The organism is Cellvibrio sp. ARAG 10.3, from assembly GCF_051846955.1.
Classification (GTDB): Bacteria; Pseudomonadota; Gammaproteobacteria; order Pseudomonadales; family Cellvibrionaceae; genus Cellvibrio.
Genome location: NZ_JBPYCU010000010.1, coordinates 59,230 through 76,439, shown reverse-complemented (window position 1 = coordinate 76,439; position 17,210 = coordinate 59,230). Strand labels below are relative to the sequence as shown.

16 protein-coding genes are annotated in these 17,210 nt (G+C 50.7%); 11 read left to right on the top strand and 5 right to left on the bottom strand.

Annotation, left to right across the window (positions count from 1 at the left end; genetic code table 11):
- Positions 1–176: 176 nt before the first annotated feature.
- The 3 genes from purU to ACSV5M_RS13585 are packed head-to-tail and all read left to right on the top strand — an operon-like array spanning position 177 to position 1,552.
- Positions 177–1,037, top strand: coding sequence for a formyltetrahydrofolate deformylase (gene purU / locus ACSV5M_RS13595; protein ID WP_439176781.1), 861 nt, complete (start codon positions 177–179; stop codon positions 1,035–1,037).
- Between the two features lie 54 nt (positions 1,038–1,091).
- Positions 1,092–1,382 (top strand): nucleotidyltransferase family protein, encoded by a 291-nt coding sequence (locus tag ACSV5M_RS13590; protein WP_439176780.1) that lies wholly within the window; start codon positions 1,092–1,094, stop codon positions 1,380–1,382.
- Positions 1,379–1,552 (top strand): HepT-like ribonuclease domain-containing protein, encoded by a 174-nt coding sequence (locus tag ACSV5M_RS13585; protein WP_439176779.1) that lies wholly within the window; start codon positions 1,379–1,381, stop codon positions 1,550–1,552. Before ACSV5M_RS13590 ends, ACSV5M_RS13585 begins: the two co-directional genes overlap by 4 nt.
- Before the next feature lie 221 nt (positions 1,553–1,773).
- On the opposite strand, the gene ACSV5M_RS13580 is transcribed toward ACSV5M_RS13585, so the two are convergent.
- On the bottom strand, positions 1,774–2,769 hold the full coding sequence (locus ACSV5M_RS13580) for a ribonuclease Z (protein ID WP_439176778.1): 996 nt from the start codon (positions 2,767–2,769) through the stop codon (positions 1,774–1,776).
- Between the two features lie 283 nt (positions 2,770–3,052).
- Between ACSV5M_RS13580 and ACSV5M_RS13575 the strand changes: the two genes are divergently transcribed.
- The 6 genes from ACSV5M_RS13575 (at position 3,053) to nspC (ending at position 10,559) form a co-directional block, all read left to right on the top strand.
- On the top strand, positions 3,053–3,418 hold the full coding sequence (locus ACSV5M_RS13575; RefSeq protein ID WP_439176777.1) for a DUF6164 family protein: 366 nt from the start codon (positions 3,053–3,055) through the stop codon (positions 3,416–3,418).
- 75 nt (positions 3,419–3,493) lie between these two features.
- Positions 3,494–4,915 (top strand): MATE family efflux transporter, encoded by a 1,422-nt coding sequence (locus ACSV5M_RS13570; RefSeq protein ID WP_439176776.1) that lies wholly within the window; start codon positions 3,494–3,496, stop codon positions 4,913–4,915.
- A 215-nt stretch (positions 4,916–5,130) separates the two neighbouring features.
- Entirely contained in the window at positions 5,131–5,703 is a 573-nt protein-coding gene (locus ACSV5M_RS13565) for a PEP-CTERM sorting domain-containing protein (RefSeq protein WP_439176775.1), read from the top strand.
- 407 nt (positions 5,704–6,110) lie between these two features.
- Positions 6,111–8,030 carry a biosynthetic arginine decarboxylase gene (speA, locus tag ACSV5M_RS13560; RefSeq protein ID WP_439176774.1) on the top strand — a complete coding sequence of 640 codons (1,920 nt, stop codon included), beginning with the start codon at positions 6,111–6,113 and terminating at the stop codon, positions 8,028–8,030.
- 149 nt (positions 8,031–8,179) lie between these two features.
- Complete coding sequence (locus tag ACSV5M_RS13555) at positions 8,180–9,388, top strand: saccharopine dehydrogenase family protein (RefSeq protein WP_439176773.1); 1,209 nt, start codon at positions 8,180–8,182, stop codon at positions 9,386–9,388.
- Between the two features lie 7 nt (positions 9,389–9,395).
- Entirely contained in the window at positions 9,396–10,559 is a 1,164-nt protein-coding gene (gene nspC, locus ACSV5M_RS13550) for a carboxynorspermidine decarboxylase (RefSeq protein ID WP_439176772.1), read from the top strand.
- Between the two features lie 129 nt (positions 10,560–10,688).
- Here nspC and ACSV5M_RS13545 read toward each other — a convergent pair whose 3' ends face one another.
- On the bottom strand, positions 10,689–11,582 hold the full coding sequence (locus ACSV5M_RS13545) for a diguanylate cyclase (RefSeq protein ID WP_439176771.1): 894 nt from the start codon (positions 11,580–11,582) through the stop codon (positions 10,689–10,691).
- 155 nt (positions 11,583–11,737) lie between these two features.
- Positions 11,738–12,139 (bottom strand): hypothetical protein, encoded by a 402-nt coding sequence (locus ACSV5M_RS13540; protein ID WP_439176770.1) that lies wholly within the window; start codon positions 12,137–12,139, stop codon positions 11,738–11,740.
- A gap of 507 nt (positions 12,140–12,646) precedes the next feature.
- Here ACSV5M_RS13540 and ACSV5M_RS13535 point away from each other — a divergent pair.
- Together ACSV5M_RS13535 and ACSV5M_RS13530 are read left to right on the top strand one after the other, a co-directional pair.
- The gene (locus ACSV5M_RS13535) at positions 12,647–13,690 is read left to right on the top strand and encodes a purine nucleoside permease (RefSeq protein ID WP_439176769.1); all 1,044 of its coding nucleotides are present in this window, start codon (positions 12,647–12,649) and stop codon (positions 13,688–13,690) included.
- Between the two features lie 149 nt (positions 13,691–13,839).
- A complete protein-coding gene (locus ACSV5M_RS13530; protein ID WP_439176768.1) occupies positions 13,840–14,928 on the top strand; it encodes a nucleoside hydrolase in 1,089 nt (362 codons plus the stop codon).
- Between the two features lie 7 nt (positions 14,929–14,935).
- Here ACSV5M_RS13530 and egtD read toward each other — a convergent pair whose 3' ends face one another.
- On the bottom strand, positions 14,936–15,916 hold the full coding sequence (gene egtD / locus ACSV5M_RS13525; RefSeq protein ID WP_439176767.1) for an L-histidine N(alpha)-methyltransferase: 981 nt from the start codon (positions 15,914–15,916) through the stop codon (positions 14,936–14,938).
- Positions 15,903–17,189: an ergothioneine biosynthesis protein EgtB gene (gene egtB, locus ACSV5M_RS13520; RefSeq protein ID WP_439176766.1), complete on the bottom strand. Its 1,287-nt coding sequence runs from the start codon at positions 17,187–17,189 to the stop codon at positions 15,903–15,905. Before egtB ends, egtD begins: the two co-directional genes overlap by 14 nt.
- Positions 17,190–17,210 lie beyond the last annotated feature (21 nt).

Here is a 17,210-nt window from a genome sequence, read left to right as displayed (position 1 = left end):
ATGCGAATTAAGGACACATTGTAGGTCGAATTAGCCGAAGGCGTAATCCGACATGCCTCCCGCAACGGCCAATCCCCCGAATCCACTACTTGAACAGCCGGGGTGCAATCCCGTAGGCTTGGCAGCAATTTTTACTCACCGCATCTGCGGTGACATGATTCAGGGAAACCACCACGATGTCCGGCGTTAACGAAATCGTTTTAACCTTCAGCTGTCAGGATTCCAAAGGCATTGTGGCCGCCGTGGCCACACTCTTCGCCACCCTGGGATTCAACATCAAAGAATCATCACAATTTGAAGACGTCGACCGCCGCCGCTTTTTTATGCGCACGGTATTTGAATGTCCGCCCGGCTACAGCCTGCAACAAATCAAAGCCATCTTCCAGCCCTTGGGCGAGCAGTACAAGATGGACTGGAACATCTTCGACAGCGATTGCAAACCGCGCGTACTGATCGCGGTATCGCAGTGGGGCCATTGCCTTAACAGCTTGCTCAACAGTTGGAAAAGCGGCACCTTGCCCATTGATATTGTCGGCGTCGTGTCCAACCATACGGTGATGCAGGATCTGACCGAATGGTACGAACTGCCATTCCATTATTTACCGGTGACCGCCGACACCAAAACCGAGCAGGAGGCAAGAATCTGGCAATTGATTGAAGACCAAAAAGCCGATTGCCTGGTGCTGGCGCGCTACATGCAAATTCTGTCGGACGATTTGTGCCGCAAACTCAACGGCCGTGCGATCAATATCCATCATTCCTTTTTGCCCGGCTTCAAAGGCGCAAAGCCTTATCACCAGGCGTATGAGCGCGGCGTAAAACTGATCGGCGCCACTGCGCATTTTGTCACCGCCGATCTGGATGAAGGTCCGATCATTGAACAGGCGGTTGAACGTGTCTCTCACGTCAACTCGCCGGAAGAGATGGCCGAAATTGGTCGCGATATTGAAGCTGTCGTGCTTAACCGCGCCTTGCGCTGGCATGCGGAACACCGGGTGTTATTGAATGGCAATAAAACGGTGGTGTTTTCGCGATAAAAGAGCAAATAATAATCGACGACGGCTTCTAACAGATTTTCGAGAGGGCAGGTCATGTTACTGGACGAACTGAGAGATAAAAAAGCGGTTATTGAAGCCTTGGGCAGTCAATACGGTGCCCGGCATATTCGGGTATTTGGTTCAGTTGCCAGGGGTGAAGAGCGGTTTGATAGTGATGTTGACTTTCTTGTGGAGTTTCCTCTCGGATACGATTTATTTGCCCAGCGTATTCCTCTCGCAGAGAAATTGGGTGATCTGCTGCATCGCAAAGTAGAACTGATTCCGGAGCATGAGCTTAGCCGTCATATACGCGATCAAGTTATGAAAGAGGCCGTGGAGTTATGAGTAAATCCTGGCGGCCTTATGCGCTGCATATTCTTGACGCTATTGAAAAAATCAGGCGAATACAAGCGCGTGGTGATATTGTTGAGGATGATGTGCTTTATGATGCTGCATTGCGAAATTTGCAGACGCTTTCCGAAGCAACTCAATCACTTCCAGAAGAGAAAAAATGACTTTCGCTACTATACCGTGGCGTGAAATCAGTGGCTTTAGAAATATTCTTGTCATAATTATTTGGGAAATATTGATCCCTATACTGTTACAGCGGTAATCAATCAGCATCTGCAACCGTTGGAAGAATGCATTCGGTTAATGGTAAAGGATGCTGATTAACAGAGTTAACGGGGCTCTTTTAACCGACAAGAACACAATCTTTAGTGCAAGTGTCGAATAGCTAATTAGCCTCGTTACCATCAGGATTGCCACTATCAATCTCGATTAGACTAAAGTCCTTCCGCAATTCAAACTCCGCAAAATCCCGTGCGAGCTGTAAATTTCCGCGATAAAACTGTTTGGCTTCCTGTTCAATTTCATCAATCAAGGGCGCGCTTTTGTGGGCGAATTGGTAACGTGAACTGAAGTGGGTGAGGATCAGGTTGGGTAGTCCAACCGATTCTGCAAAACGCGCAACCTGTTCGGCAGAGCTGTGTTGCGGTTCGGGGCCGACCTGTTGTGAAACCGCTTGCGTGTAGGTCGCTTCGTGCACCAGTAAATGTGCGCCGGCGCAGGTGTTGCGCAGCAGTTCCGGTGTGTCGTTATCCCCACCGATAATAATCCGGCGCGGTTGGCGTTTTATCGCAACATAGTCCGCGCTGCGAATGTGTCGGCCATCTTCCAATACCACATCCTCACCTTTGTGAATGCGTCCCCACAACGGACCTGCAGGTATACCGTCAGCATTGAGTCGATCAATAAGCAGGGATTTTTCCAGGCGCTTTTCGGTAATCGTATAGGCAAAGCAGGGCACGCGGTGTGAGAGTTCGGCGGTGGTCACCTGAATAGTATTGTCCTGCCAGGAAAAATCGGGGGCACCCACGTCGACAAATTGCAATTCATAAGAGAGGCGCGACTGGGTGGTTTCCAGAGCCAATGTAATAAACGTTTTTAGTGGTGCCGGGGCGATGATCGCAAGCGGTTCGGTGCGCCCTGCCATGGAGGCGCTGGCCAGCAGGCCCGGTAATCCAAACGTGTGATCGCCGTGCACATGGGTAATAAAAATCGCACCCAATCTGGCCAATGAATGGCGTGTGCGCAATAACTGATGTTGTGTACCTTCTCCGCAGTCAAACAGGTACCAGGTCTTTGCCTCGGCGTGCTCGAGTGCCAGGCCGGTCACGTTGCGTTGTTTGGTGGGGGTGCCGGCGGAGGTGCCGAGAAAAACAAGATTCATAGTCTATCTTTACTGGCTGTTGGGGATCGCGCAAGTGCTGAAAGATTTTGACATTGTAAGTCAATGGTCAGAATTGCGCGGGCTTTATAGCTGAAATGTAGCTGAAATGATCGGTTTTGGCTGTGCGCCATTCAACCGTTCGCTGGGGTTGGTCGGATTTCGCTGCGTTAGTGCGCCTTGGCTGCGGAATTGAAACAGGCTGTATGGAAGAGAAACTGGTATGCTTCCAAACGACTCACAGATAAAATTCTTCCAGAATTTATCCGCTTAATAAGATGACAATATGGCTCGTTTATTATTCAGATTAACCCATGTACCCGATGACGAGGCAATGGACGTGCGCCAGTTATTGGATGACAACGGAATTCACTATTACGAAACTGATGCGGGCCGCTGGCGCGTTGGGGTAGATGCAATCTGGTTGTCTGATGAGGCGCAATACGAACACGCCAAGGCATTGCTGGGGGAATACCAACAGCAACGGACGAAAGATCAGCAAGCAACCTACGCGGAATTGGAAGCGCGCGGTGAAGCGCCGACCCTGGCGAAAAAAATTGCCGCACATCCCATACGGTTTATGGCGCAGGTCATTGCGATTGTATTTATCCTGGCGATTTCCATTGTGCCCTTCTGGTATGCCTTTTCATGATCATGATGGGTTGTTAATTTTTCCACGTTCATAAAAATATTGCGTTTCTCTCTGCTGTTATCAGGAAATCTATCCGTGCAAGAACCCGATGTATCCTCGCCACCCGACGTATCGATGCCCGAACTTAAACCGGCGGACTTGAAAGCCGGCTGGTTGACGCAGGTATTGGATGAATGGAAAACCCTCGCGCTCCTCGGTGGCCCGATCCTTGTTGCGCAACTGGCACAGATGGCGAACGGTGTCATCGATACCGTTATGGCAGGACACGCCAGTGCAGAAGATCTGGCGGGCGTCGGTATCGGTACCAGTTTGTGGGTGCCGGTGTTGTTATTTTTTATGGGCGTGCTGAACGCATTACAGCCGATTATTTCCGGGCATCGCGGCGCGCAACAATTACAGCGCATCATGCCGGTGACCTGGCAAGGGTTGTATATTGCGGCGGTCTGCACGGCGGTGATGATTATCTTATTGATCAACGCACGGCCAGTGCTGGATCTATTACAGCTTGATACGCGTACGGCCGCCATTTCCCAGGGTTATCTCGATGCGTTTGCCTGGGGCGTGCCGGCCTTGCTGTTGCTGGCAGCGTTGCGCGGATTTACCGATGGGTTGGGCCACACCCGTGTGATCATGGTGTTCTCGCTGGTGAGTACGCTGTTCAATTTGCCGCTCAATTATATTTTTATTTACGGCAAGCTTGGCTTGCCCGCGATGGGTGGTGTCGGGTGCGGCTGGGCGACGGCCATTTCTAACTGGATCGCGGTGTTGGCATTGCTGGTGTATCTCAATCGCAGCAAAACCTATGATTCGTTTCATTTGCTGGCTGATCGGGTTATGCCGGATTGGCAGGAGATCAAGCATGTATTGCGCCTCGGCCTGCCGATTGGTTTTACGATGTTTGTTGAAGTCAGTATGTTTGCCGTGATTGCGCTGTTTCTCGCACCGCTCGGACCCAAGGTGGTAGCGGGGCATCAAATTGTGCTTAATGCCATCTCGCTGTTGTTTATGGTGCCCTTGAGTCTTGGTATGGCGCTGACATTGCGCGTCAGTTTTTTAGTGGGCGCACACGCGCCGGAACGTGCGCAATTATTGGCACGCAGTGCGCTGGTGTTGGCCCTGGGTATTTCGCTGATCAACGCACCGGTCTTATTGTTCGGTCGCGACCTTATCGCCAGTTTTTACACCAGCGATTCCGCTGTACTGGATGTCGCCGTGAGTTTGTTTTTGTTCGCTGCCATTTTTCAAATTGCTGATGTTATTCAAGTCACGATGATCAACACCTTGCGCGGTTATCGCGATACGCGCATCCCCATGTTTATCATGCTGTTGTCGTTCTGGGCAGTTTGTCTGCCGCTGGGTTATGTACTCACCTTTACGCCCTGGTTAGTGGAGCCGATGGGTGCTCCCGGTTTCTGGATTGCATTGTGTGTTGGTTTGACAGTGGCCAGTGTGTTGCTCACTTACCGTGTTATTTATTTTCGTCCAACCGCAGCGTGATATGTGACTAAACACACTGACCCTCACGCGAAATCCATCGACAATCCGTGCCGTTGCATCCAATAAAGCATTATTAGCAAGTCGAGATTTTTTACGCAGGTGTTGTGAAAAAAATATGTGTCAGGTTTTAACTGATTGATTCACGGTTATCTTTTCAGGTTGGTGTAAAAGCTGCTTGAGCGAGTCTGTGAATAACAGAAGACAGGAGTCGGCGCATGAATATGAAATGGCATTTTACGACAACCGGATTGCATTCGATTCAACGATATATCATTGGCATGGTTGCGGGTCTGGTGATGGCAAATCTATGGGCAGCAAATGCGCAGGCGCACCCATTTGTTGACCATGCTGACATGGATGTGCCTAGTCAAACTGTGGCGATGCAGTTGTCGTTGGGCAGCGAGTTGGAACCCGCAGGCGACCGGCGATTGTTTACCCGTGACCTCGCTTTGGGTGGGCAGTCGGCCCGCGACCTTTCACTGAAATCCTTTGTTACCTTCATCTACCGGGAACCGCCAATGTACGGCAGGGATTTTCTGGTCAATCTCGATGTATTTGAGCGAGAACTCTTTGCCAGTGTATCGTCGGTGGCCACCCGGAGTGATGTAGCCGATCCAGGAGAACCCTGGTTGGGTGCTGCCGGTTTACCGGTTGCCGCAGACGTAGAACCAGCGCCCACGCCCGCCAGCCGCACCTCGCTTCCGGAACCCACCACGCTGATGCTGGTTGCGGTGGGAATGCTGGGGCTTATTCTTCATCGGCGTCGCACCAATTGGTCCGAGCATTAGTCGTTGCTGCCTCGTTGCAGGCTGATGGTTTAATCCCACCCTCTTTCTTGTTGTAACAATTGTATTCTGCACTTGTCACTCTCTTAAGTGTGGTGCCAGAATAGCCCGGCGCAATTTAAATGAGAGCGGTTTTCATCTACGGTGACCTGCTATCGTCATGAAAAAGCTTTATTTTTGAATGAGAATGTGGACAATTGCGCCCGAATCCGCACAAACCCGAATTTGCACAGGCATGTAACACAAGCGCTTGTATTACCGGTTTTGTTTTTTGTGCCTCTGTATAGATATACCTGTGTATAAATAACAGGAACTTGGCGAAGCTGTGGTGTCATTGAGGTTACCGGTATCTGGCCGGGCGTCAGTCAGCTGACCTTTCCATCAATCACTCAACTTAAGGTATCCAATCGTTGAATAAATCCTACATCCCTCCCAACTGGACCTCACGTAAATCCGCCGAACTCTACGGCATTGATGAATGGAGTAACGGCTATTTCGGTGTCTCCGATTCCGGTGAGGTTATTGTCAGGGTGCCGGTCAACGGTGGTGAATCTTCCATCTCGTTATTGGAAATTGCCCAAGGTCTACAACAGCGCGGGCTGGATATGCCGGTGTTGCTGCGTCTCGAAAACCTCGTTGATACGCGCATCAGTACCTTAAATGATTCTTTTGCGGCGGCCATCCAGGCCAGTGGTTACCGAGGCCAATACCGCGGCGCATTTCCCATCAAGGTGAATCAACAAAGTCACGTGATTGCAGAAATTGCGCGCTTTGGCGAGCGTTACCATCACGGCCTTGAGGCGGGTAGCAAGGCGGAATTGATGATTGCCTTGTCAACCCTGAAAGATCGCGAAAGCGTAATTATCTGCAACGGCTACAAGGACGCAGAATTTATCGATCTGGGTTTGCAGGCGCGCAAGTTGGGTTTTAAATGTTTCTTTGTGTTGGAAACCCTGGCCGAAGTACCTATCGTGATTGAACGCAGTCGCGCGCTGGGGGTTGATCCCTTGATTGGTGTGCGCTTGAAATTATCCACCAAAGTGGAAGGCCACTGGAGTGAAGACAGTGGCGATCGCAGCCTGTTCGGGTTGAATACAAACGAGCTGGTATCGGTGGTTGATAGCCTGCGCGAAGCGGATTTATTACATTGTTTTCAGTTACTGCATTTTCATCTCGGTTCCCAAATTCCCAACATCCGCAGTATTCGTGCAGGGGTGTTGGAAGCCTGTCGTTATTACATTGAATTAGTCGGGGAGGGTGCGCCGCTCGGTTATATGGACCTGGGCGGCGGTCTGGCGATTGATTACGACGGCACCTGTAGCACCAGCGGCCACAGCCGTAACTATTCCGTGCAGGAATATTGTATCGACGTGGTGGAAGCCATCCAGGAGTCCCTGGACGAACACGAGATTCCGCATCCTATTATCGTGACGGAATCCGGGCGCGCCACGGTGGCGCATACCGCCGTGCTATTGTTCAATATCCTTGATGTCACGCATTTCGAGCCGGCGCCTTTGCCCGAAGAATTGCCGGCAGATTCTCACGAGATGATTGAAAACATGTGGCACTCGCTGTCGGTGATCAAACCGAACACCTTGCAAGAGTGTTACAACGACGTGATTTATTATCGCGACCAGATTCGCGATCTGTTTCACCGTGGCGATATTTCATTGCGCCATCGCGCATTGGGTGAAAATTTATACCTGGCGGGCCTGCAAAAAATTGCGCAGTTGTTGCCGCAGATGAAACGCATCCCGCAAGAGCTGGAAACCTTGCCGCAACAATTGGCGGATATTTATTACGGTAACTTCAGCGTGTTTCAATCGCTGCCGGATTCCTGGGCCATTGAGCAGGTATTTCCGGTTATGCCGATCCATCGCCTGCACGAAGAGCCGACGCGCCAGGCCATCATTGCGGATTTAACCTGTGACTGTGACGGTAAGTTGCAAAAGTTTGCCGGCCCGGAAGGCGAGACGAGTACCTTGCCTTTGCACACGGTAAAAGCCGGCGAAGAATATTATCTGGGTGTATTCCTGGTGGGTGCATATCAGGAAACGCTGGGTGACCTGCACAATTTATTTGGTGATACCAATGTGGCGAGTGTGCGCATCAATGCAGATAACAGCATTGAGTTTGTGCATGAATTGCACGGCGATAGCATCGCAGATGTATTAAGTTACGTGGAATACGATCCCAACGCCATGTATCAATCTTTCCGCACCACCGCGGAACAAGCCGTGCGCGATGGGCGTATCAGCGTGGCGGATCGCCAGCAGATGCTGGCGGCCTTTACCGATAGCCTGCGCGGGTACACCTATTTCGAACGTTAAGTGAATGATTGTCGGGTTACGCTGCGCTAACGCGACCTACCCAATCGTAGGTCGCGTTAGCCCGAAGGGCGTAACCCGACAAACAACTCATCAAAATCAATCAATATTTTTTCGTAAATTTTCAGCAATTCCTGTCAATGGAGAAAGTGATGGCAAAAGTCCTGATTATTGGTGCCGGTGGTGTCGGCGGTGTGGTGGTACATAAATGTGCGCAACTGCCGGACGTATTTTCCGAGATCGTGTTGGCCAGCCGTAACGAAGCAAAATGCAAAGCCTTGGCAGCGCAACTGGATCGCCCCATAAAAACCGCACAAGTGGACGCCGACAATGTGCCGGAACTGGTCGCTTTGTTGAACAAAGAAAAACCGGACCTGGTTATCAACGTGGCCCTGCCATATCAGGATTTACATATCATGGACGCCTGTCTCGAAGCGGGCGTCGACTATCTCGACACCGCCAACTACGAGCCGCCAGAGACCGCCAAATTTGAATATTCCTGGCAGTGGGATTATCAGGATAAATTCAAAAACGCCGGCTTGATGGCGTTGTTGGGTTCCGGTTTTGATCCGGGTGTAACCAACGTTTACACGGCTTATCTGAAAAAGCATTATTTTGACGAGATCCATTATCTCGACATCATCGATTGTAATGCCGGCGACCATGGCAAACCTTTCGCTACCAACTTCAATCCGGAAATTAATATTCGCGAAGTGACCGCTAAAGGTCGCTATTGGGAAAATGGTGAATGGCGTGAAACCGATCCGCTGTCTGTGAATCGCGTGTACGACTTCCCGGCGGAGATCGGCCCCAAGAAAATTTATCTGATGTACCACGAAGAGCTGGAATCCATTGCAAAAAATTTCCCCGAGATAAAACGCGCGCGCTTCTGGATGACATTTTCGGACAATTACCTGAAGCACCTTGAAGTGCTGGGCAATGTTGGTATGACCTCCATTGAGCCGGTCATGTTTGAAGGCAAGGAAATTATTCCGTTGCAATTCCTGAAAGCCTTGCTGCCCGATCCTGCCAGCCTTGGCCCTTTGACCAAGGGCAAGACGTGCATTGGTTGTATGGCCACCGGTATCAAGGACGGCGTAGAGCGCACCATGTTTATCTACAACGTGTGTGATCACGAAGCCTGTTACGCCGAAGTAAAATCCCAGGCGATTTCTTACACCACCGGCGTACCGGCGATGATCGGTGCCAAGATGATATTGCAGGGTAAATGGAAACAACCCGGGGTGTGGAATATGGAACAGTTTGATCCTGATCCCTTTATGGAAGACCTGAACGTCTACGGTTTGCCCTGGCAAGTGGGCGATGTGTCAGCCACCAACATTGAAGCCATGGAGCCGTAGTTCCGTTATGCGCCAGACGTTTTCCCGTTTTGATGCCACGCGCGTACCTTCACCCTGTTTTGTGGTGGATGTGGCAGCGGTTGAGGCGAACCTGCAAATCCTCAACCGTGTGCAACGGGAGAGCGGTGCAAAAGTGTTGGCAGCCTTAAAAGCGTTTTCCTGCTGGAGTCTGGCGCCGCTATTCAAGCAATATGTGTCGGGTACCTGCGCCAGCGGCCTGCATGAAGCGCGTCTCGGGCGCGAGGAATTTGGTGGAGAGGTACATTGTTATTCTGCTGCGTATAAAGAAGCGGATTTGATCGAGATTTTGCGTGTTGCTGATCACGTGGTGTTTAACTCGTTTTCACAATGGCAACGGTTCAAGCCCCTGGCGATGGCGGCAAAAAAAGAGCGTCCGCAATTGCACTTCGGTATTCGTATCAACCCTGAACACTCGGAGGGAGAGGTAGCGCTTTACGACCCTTGCGCACCTTGTTCGCGGATGGGTGTCCCTTTATCGCAGTTCAACGCCGATTTACTGGATGGTATTTCCGGTTTGCATTTCCATACGCTGTGCCAGCAGGATTTACCACCGCTCCAGCGTACGCTGGCTGCTGTAGAAGAGAAGTTCGGCCCCTATCTGGCACAGATGGAATGGATTAATTTCGGTGGTGGCCATCACATCAGTCGTGATGATTATCAAGTCGACGAATTGATTCAAATGGTTAAAGATTTTTCTCGCCGTTACGATGTTCAGGTGTACCTGGAGCCGGGGGAAGCGGTAGCTATCCACAGTGGTGTGCTGGTGGCGGAAGTACTGGATGTATTATGGAACGGCATGCACCAGGCGATCCTCGACACCTCAGCCACCTGTCATATGCCGGATGTCTTGGAGATGCCTTATCGTGCGGAAATTCTCGGCGCCGGTATGCCGGAAGAATACCCCTATACCTATCGACTGGGTGGTATGACGTGCCTGGCGGGAGATGTGATCGGTGATTACAGTTTTGCGGAACCGCTGCATCCCGGTCAGCGGTTGATGTTTGACGATATGGCCCATTACACCATGGTTAAAACCACAACGTTTAACGGCATCAATTTGCCCTCGATTGCCTTGTGGGATTCACGTACGGATGAACTGCGCGTGATCCGCGAATTCGGTTACGAAGATTTTAAAACCCGCCTTTCATAATATTAATTTTGCTGCTTTGTAGGTCGGATTAGCCAAAGGCGTAATCCGACAATACATTCGCATAATGGTAATACTTTAATATCAAGTCCCGCTGTCGGATTACGCTACGCTAATCCGACCTACTGATAGCTACTCTTCCTCAGTCTGAATGTTCGTCAAATCCAGAAATAATTCCTTGCGGTTTAACGGCGTCGCTTTGGGCAAAAACGGATTATCAATCCGAAACGCGCGGCGCTTGCTCAAGTTGGCTTTGGTTAATGCTTCCTTCACTTCCGGGCTGGCAAAGAAATAGCGATCAAAAGTACCGTCGGCAATGGCGGCTTCCAGGCCGTTTTCCAGATCTGTGGCTAGTTCCGGGTCTTCCGGGCTGACGAAAAAATACGTGGGCAACGGATAAATAATGACAAGATTTTTTTCAACTGTTAAAGGCAAATCGGGGAACGCCGATAACTCCGTCCAGACTTCGTTGGCACCGCGCGGAAACGCATCGAAGCGGCCACCGTCGAGCATGTAATACAAGCTGGGTTTTTTGGTGGCTTTTATCACAGTGAAGCCGGCCTGTTCCAAAATTGCGGCGTCTTGCCAGCTGCGCCCCTGGCCAAACGTAATCTTGCGCAGGTCATCCAGGGTTTTAACCTGATCGAAGCGCGCCTGATCGCCTTCGCGAATAAATAACAACCGGTGGTTCATTAGTCCGCGATAGGCATCGATGCGAATGGGGATAAAGTCTTTTTCCATTTGCTCGGACGTGCCGCCCCACATGACCGAAACGCTACCATTCTTTACTGATTCCATCAGGCGCGGGCGCGAATAGACCTCGCTCGTGCTGTGATAAACATAATCCTTGCCGCTGTAGCCCAAGGCCAACTTAAGCAAACCGTTCATATAATCGGTTTGCACATTGGATTTCATATTGATGGTGATGGCTTTTTCTTGCGCGCTTGCAGAGAAGGGCACAACACCCAAGAAAATACTCATGCATAGGCTAAGCGCCAGACGCATTGCTCTGGAAGGAAAAATCATGCTGGTTTCCTGTGGTTGATTCGGGAATCTACGTCCCGTTATTGGGTAACTCCAACGCCGCATTCTTGTTATCCGTCTCCCTGGATGAGTGCCGATGCGCCGATAACTAATGAATTTACTTTAGCACAGGATTTCCGAGAGGAGAGGTTGTAAATTCAGGTCGTCTGACCCGAGCTGCACTGCCAGATCATATTGATAAATTCCTGCTGCTCGGGATGCTCAATCAGGGTGTGGTTCAGGGCTTCGATCTGGCCCTGGTTCCAGGTGACATCGTGGCGGGTAAAGCGGGGAAGCTCACCGTCTTGACCGGCGAGGGTGATAAACACGGTTTGCTCGGGTGCAACGGCAAGTGTGTTGATCAATTGGGTAATAACACCTTGGGCCGTCGACAGTTGGCTAAAGCAGGCGGTAGCAGCGGGTCCGCCAAGAAAGACGTAATCGAAGCCCAGTAGCTGGCTGACGCTGATCTCAAACATGCTGAGGTCGATAGCCGATGGTGTGGCGGGGTTGCTCTGGGCAGGCGGTACGGCAGTTCTGGCGGTTGAACTTGTCGGCATCCTCGGCTCCTGTTGGTTTTTTTGAAAGATCCCGAAGGGGAGGCCAGACGCTGCTGGCGTTGCTCGTTATTCTGATGCTGACGGGGCAGCCTTGAAAATCTAGCAGTCATATCGGTTAAACGCCAACAATCCTTGGTTGTAGATGCGGTTAAAAATCACAAAATGGGATCTAAGTCTGGTTGGGTGTTTCTTAACCCGTTTGGCGTTAGGTGACTTGTTCCGAAAACGCATAACAAATTGGCAGGAAAGCCAATTTGCACAGCGAAGCTGCCCGTAGGGTGAGCCACAGGGATGTGGCGAATGAATCGTCCCTGTAGCTCCCTCAATTCATCCTTGAATTGAGGGTTTCGGAACAAGTCACCTAACGCCAAACTCCGCATCGAGAGCTCTTCGAGATACTGTCTCCGCATTTCGTTATTTTCTGTCCAATTGGTCAAATATTTGCATACCGCTTGGGTGCTGTACTGGCAGTGCGAATTTTTAATCTATCGATAGCAGAGGTAAGTTGTGTTGAATTCAATCAGTAAAACCTTTTTGCTGGTGTTGGGCCTGTTGCTCAGCATCGGCGTAAGTGCCGCGATTCCTGTGAAAGTGGTGGTGGTGAGTATGTTTGAAACCGGTGAGGTGACCGGGGATCAGGCGGGTGAGTATCAGTTGTGGATTGAGCGGCAAAAGCTCGACAAGGTATTTCCGTTTCCACTGGGGGTTTACGATTTGCACATGAATGAGGCAGGTGTGCTCGCAATGTGCACTGGCGGTGGTGTGACCAATGCTACGGCCTCGGTGATGGCCTTGGGGCTGGATCCGCGTTTTGATCTTTCCAACGCGTATTGGGTGATCGCCGGTATTGGTGGTGGTGATCCGTTGGATGTGTCGCTAGGTACGGGTGTGTGGGCGAAGCATGTGGTGGATGGTGATTTGCTTTATGAAATTGATGGCCGCGAGATTCCCAAAGAATGGAAGTACGGTTTGATTCCGTTGGGCGCAAAAGAGCCGAATCAGGAAGCGACGGGTTGGACCGTGGACACAATTGTTTACCATCTGAATCCGCAGTTGGTGGATTGGGCCTATCAACTTACGAAAGATCATCCTGTTGCGGATACACCGGCGATGAAAAGTTTCCGTGCGCAATACAAAGGCTTTGAGCAGGCATTGCGCCCGCCGTTTGTCACCATCGGCGATACTATCGGCTCCAGCACTTATTGGCATGGTGAGTTGCTCAACAACTGGGCCAATGACTGGATGCATTTGCACGCGGGTAAAGACAGTAATTTTATGACCACGAATATGGAAGACAATGGCTCGCTGACGGCATTGCATCGCTTGGCTAAAACCGGTTTGGTGGATACACAGCGGGTGTTGGTGTTGCGCACGGTCAGTAATTATAGTTTTCCGCCGCCGGGTAAAACGGCGGCGTGGAGTACGACGGCGCCGTATCCGGATAAAGGTATGCCTGCGATTGAGGCGGCTTATGGTTTGGGTAATCGGGTGGTGCAGGCGTTGTTGAGCGATTGGGATAAATATAAAACGACGATTCCGGGTGGAAAGTGAGTATCGATATCTAATAGGTCACTTCGTAGCTCGTTTGGCATTAGGCCGTTTGGTTTCGAAACCAAACGGCCTAATGCCAAACTCGAATTGTGTGAGCTTCAAGTGTGTTGAAGAAAATCATATTCACTAAATTTCTCAACGGAAAAATTATGAAGCAAAACTGGATAATGTATTGTTTGTTTTTACTCAGCTGTTTTTCTCCCTTGTCGCAAGCCAAACCCATCATCTTTGATAACGACATGGCCATCGATGATTGGGCGGCGTTGTTGTATTTGTTGCATCATCCCGAGGCGGATGTGATTGCGGTTACTATTTCTGCCAGCGGTGAAACCCGGTGTAAGCCGGGGATTGCTAACACGCTTTCGCTGTTGGATCTTCCGGGTGATGTTACGCGGGATATTCCGGTGGCTTGCGGTGATGATTGGCCGCTGGATGGGTATTTTGTCTTTCCCGAAGCCTGGCGAATGGATTCGGATACGCTGTCGGGTGTGCCGGTAAAGAAAAGCCGACGGACAGCTTCCAAAGGGCACGCGGTTGAGGTAATTCATAAGGCGCTGCAAGAATCTACCAAACCGGTAACGCTGATCGCCACCGGGCCCCTGACGAATATTGCGCAGTGGCTGGAGCGTTATCCGGAGGATAGGGCGCGTGTTGAGCAGCTTGTCATTATGGGGGGTAATCTTGATGTACCGGGCAATATCATCGTGCCGAATTTTACCGATGGCCATCCAAACACGACGGCAGAGTGGAATATCTTTATTGATCCACTGGCGGCTGACAAGGTGTTGCAGTCCGGGCTGCCGATTATTCTGGTGGGGTTGGATGTAACCAATTCTGTTCGTGTTACACAGCAGGTTGCCAAAGATTTCAAGCAGGCAGCGAATACCCCGTCAGCAAAATTCTGGGATCAGGTACTGGATAAAAATGATTGGTTTATTGCGTCTGGCGAATATTATTTTTGGGATACGCTTGCGGTAATGATCGCACTGGATAACAGCCTGTGTGAGGGAGACAGGCAAGCGTTGAAGGTTGTTTACCAGACGACGGATAAGCCCTGGAAACAAACGACTGATATGGGCATGCCGGACAAACGATGGGATGGCAAAGAGCGTTCACATCTGGATGCCAGGACGGCTGGCTCATTGATAAAGGATGATCGGTACCCGCCCGGTAAAGTGTGTCGTAAGACTCGCCCGGAAGTGATCTTCCGCGGGTTTCGCGAAGTCATCAATCAGTAAGGGAACATCACGCGCGCATTAAGTAGTGAATGCTGAATAACGCGTTGTGATCTGTCCAGGCTTTGATGTGGTTAAAGCCGCAGGCAATGCCCAGTTTGGCCACATCTTCAATGGTGTATTTATAGGAATTTTCAGTGTGGATCGTCTCACCGCATTTAAAATGGAAGCGGTGGCCGGCAATATGCACTGTCTGGTTTTTTAAACTGACCAGGTGCATCTCAATGCGCGACAGCTCCATGTTGAAAAAAGCATAGTGTTCGAATTGATGGCGGTCAAAATCAGCACCGAGTTCGTTATTGATGCGGCGTAACAGATTGAGGTTGAAATCCGCAGTGACGCCCTCTTTATCGTTGTAGGCTTCATGCAACCGGTTGGGGGACTTCAACAGATCCACGCCCAGGAGTAAACCGTCACCCGGTTTTAACAGGGCATTGATGCGACCAAGGAATGCCTGTGCTTCATCGGGGCTGAAATTGCTGATGGTGGAGCCGGGAAAAAATACTACGCGGTGGTTTATCCGGTCTGAGGCGACGACTTCCGGTAGCCGGATATGGCTCATGTAATCCCCCACCACCGGATGAATGATGATCTGCGGAAATTCACGTTTTAATTGACTGGTTGAGCGCAACAATATTTCCGCAGAGATATCGATGGGGGTATAGGACTTGGGATTATCCAGTGCAGCCAGCAGGTGACGAATCTTGCGGCCTTCGCCGCTACCGTATTCAATAATGTTGGCGTTGCGCCCAACCAGGCGGGCGATGTCCGGCAGTATTTCATCCAGCAGGGTCAATTCAGTGCTGGTAATGTAATACTCTTCGGTTTTACAAATCTCGGTAAATAAAATAGAGCCGCGCTCATCATAAAAATATTTGCAGGGCAAGGATTTTGGAGATTGGCTCAAGCCGTGAATAACGTCCTGTAAAAATTGCGTTTCCCGGAAGTAAGCGGCACCTTCTGTTATCTTTTCAGCATTAATCGAGTTCATCAGCGAGCCTCACTCCAGAAAATTGCCAACTGGCGTTAACAGGAAAAAAATTACGGTAGCTGGCTCGGATATGCCCGGCCGGCGTCGCACAGGAACCGCCGCGCAACACCCACTGGTTCACCATAAATTTGCCATTGTATTCACCGACGGCGCCGGCGGCTGGGCGATAACCGGGGTAGGGCAGGTAAGCGCTTTGCGTCCACTCCCAGACATCGCCGAACATCTGCTGCAGGCCCGGTTGTCGTTCTGCTGCTTGTGGATGAAGGCGGGTCGGATTCAGGAAATGGCTATTGTTGCTGGCAGTCGTTGATGCAATTTCCCATTCATATTCGGTGGGCAAACGTTTACCGGACCAGGCAGCAAAGGCATTTGCTTCAAAATAATTCACATGACAAACAGGCTCATCCAGGCGCAGCGGTTGCAAACCACCCAGGGTGTAAACGTGCCAGGCGCCGTCCAGCCAGTGCCAATACAAGGGCGCTGTTGCGCGCGTCTCATTCACCCATGTCCAGCCCTCGGACAACCAAAGCGTCGCTCGCTGGTAACCTTTATCTTCTATAAATGCCAGATACTCGCCGTTAGTTACGCAGCGGTTCGCCAACCGAAAACCGTTGATGTGAGTCAGGTGACGCGGCATCTCATTATCAAAACAAAATCCTGTATCGCACCCGACCCGAAATTCGCCCTCAGGAAAATCCTGCCATTGCATGCCGACGGCGGCGGTGGGTGTATCCGGATGCGCAACGGGGATGATGGCGGGAAACAGGGGATGAAATGACAGCGCATGCTTGATGTCGGTGACGATAAGTTCCTGGTGTTGTTGTTCGTGGTGAATGCCCAACTCAACCAGCGCCAATTCGTCGGATGTGAAATCATTCCAGAGATGCTGGAGCTTTTCTTCAACAGCGAAACGATAACTCCAGACCTCGTCGAGACTGGGTCGTGCAATTAAACCGCGCTGCGCCCGACGAAATTGCGGACCTACACCGTTGTAATAAGAATTAAATAAATAGGAAAAGTAATCAGGAAATTCAGCGCTGGCGTTACGGGGTTTTAGAATAAATGTATCGAAAAACCAGGAGGTATGTGCCAGATGCCATTTGGTGGGGCTCGCATCTGGCATGGATTGCAGCATGTGTTCATCTGTTGTCAACATATTTGACAGATGTTCACTGAGTTGCCGGGTGCGCGCAAAATTCTCGCGCAGTTGTTTAACATCCATTTCCATCATTACGTTATCCCACATAGTCAGGCGCAGGGGACGTAATGTCATCAATAATTATCGTACTTGTGA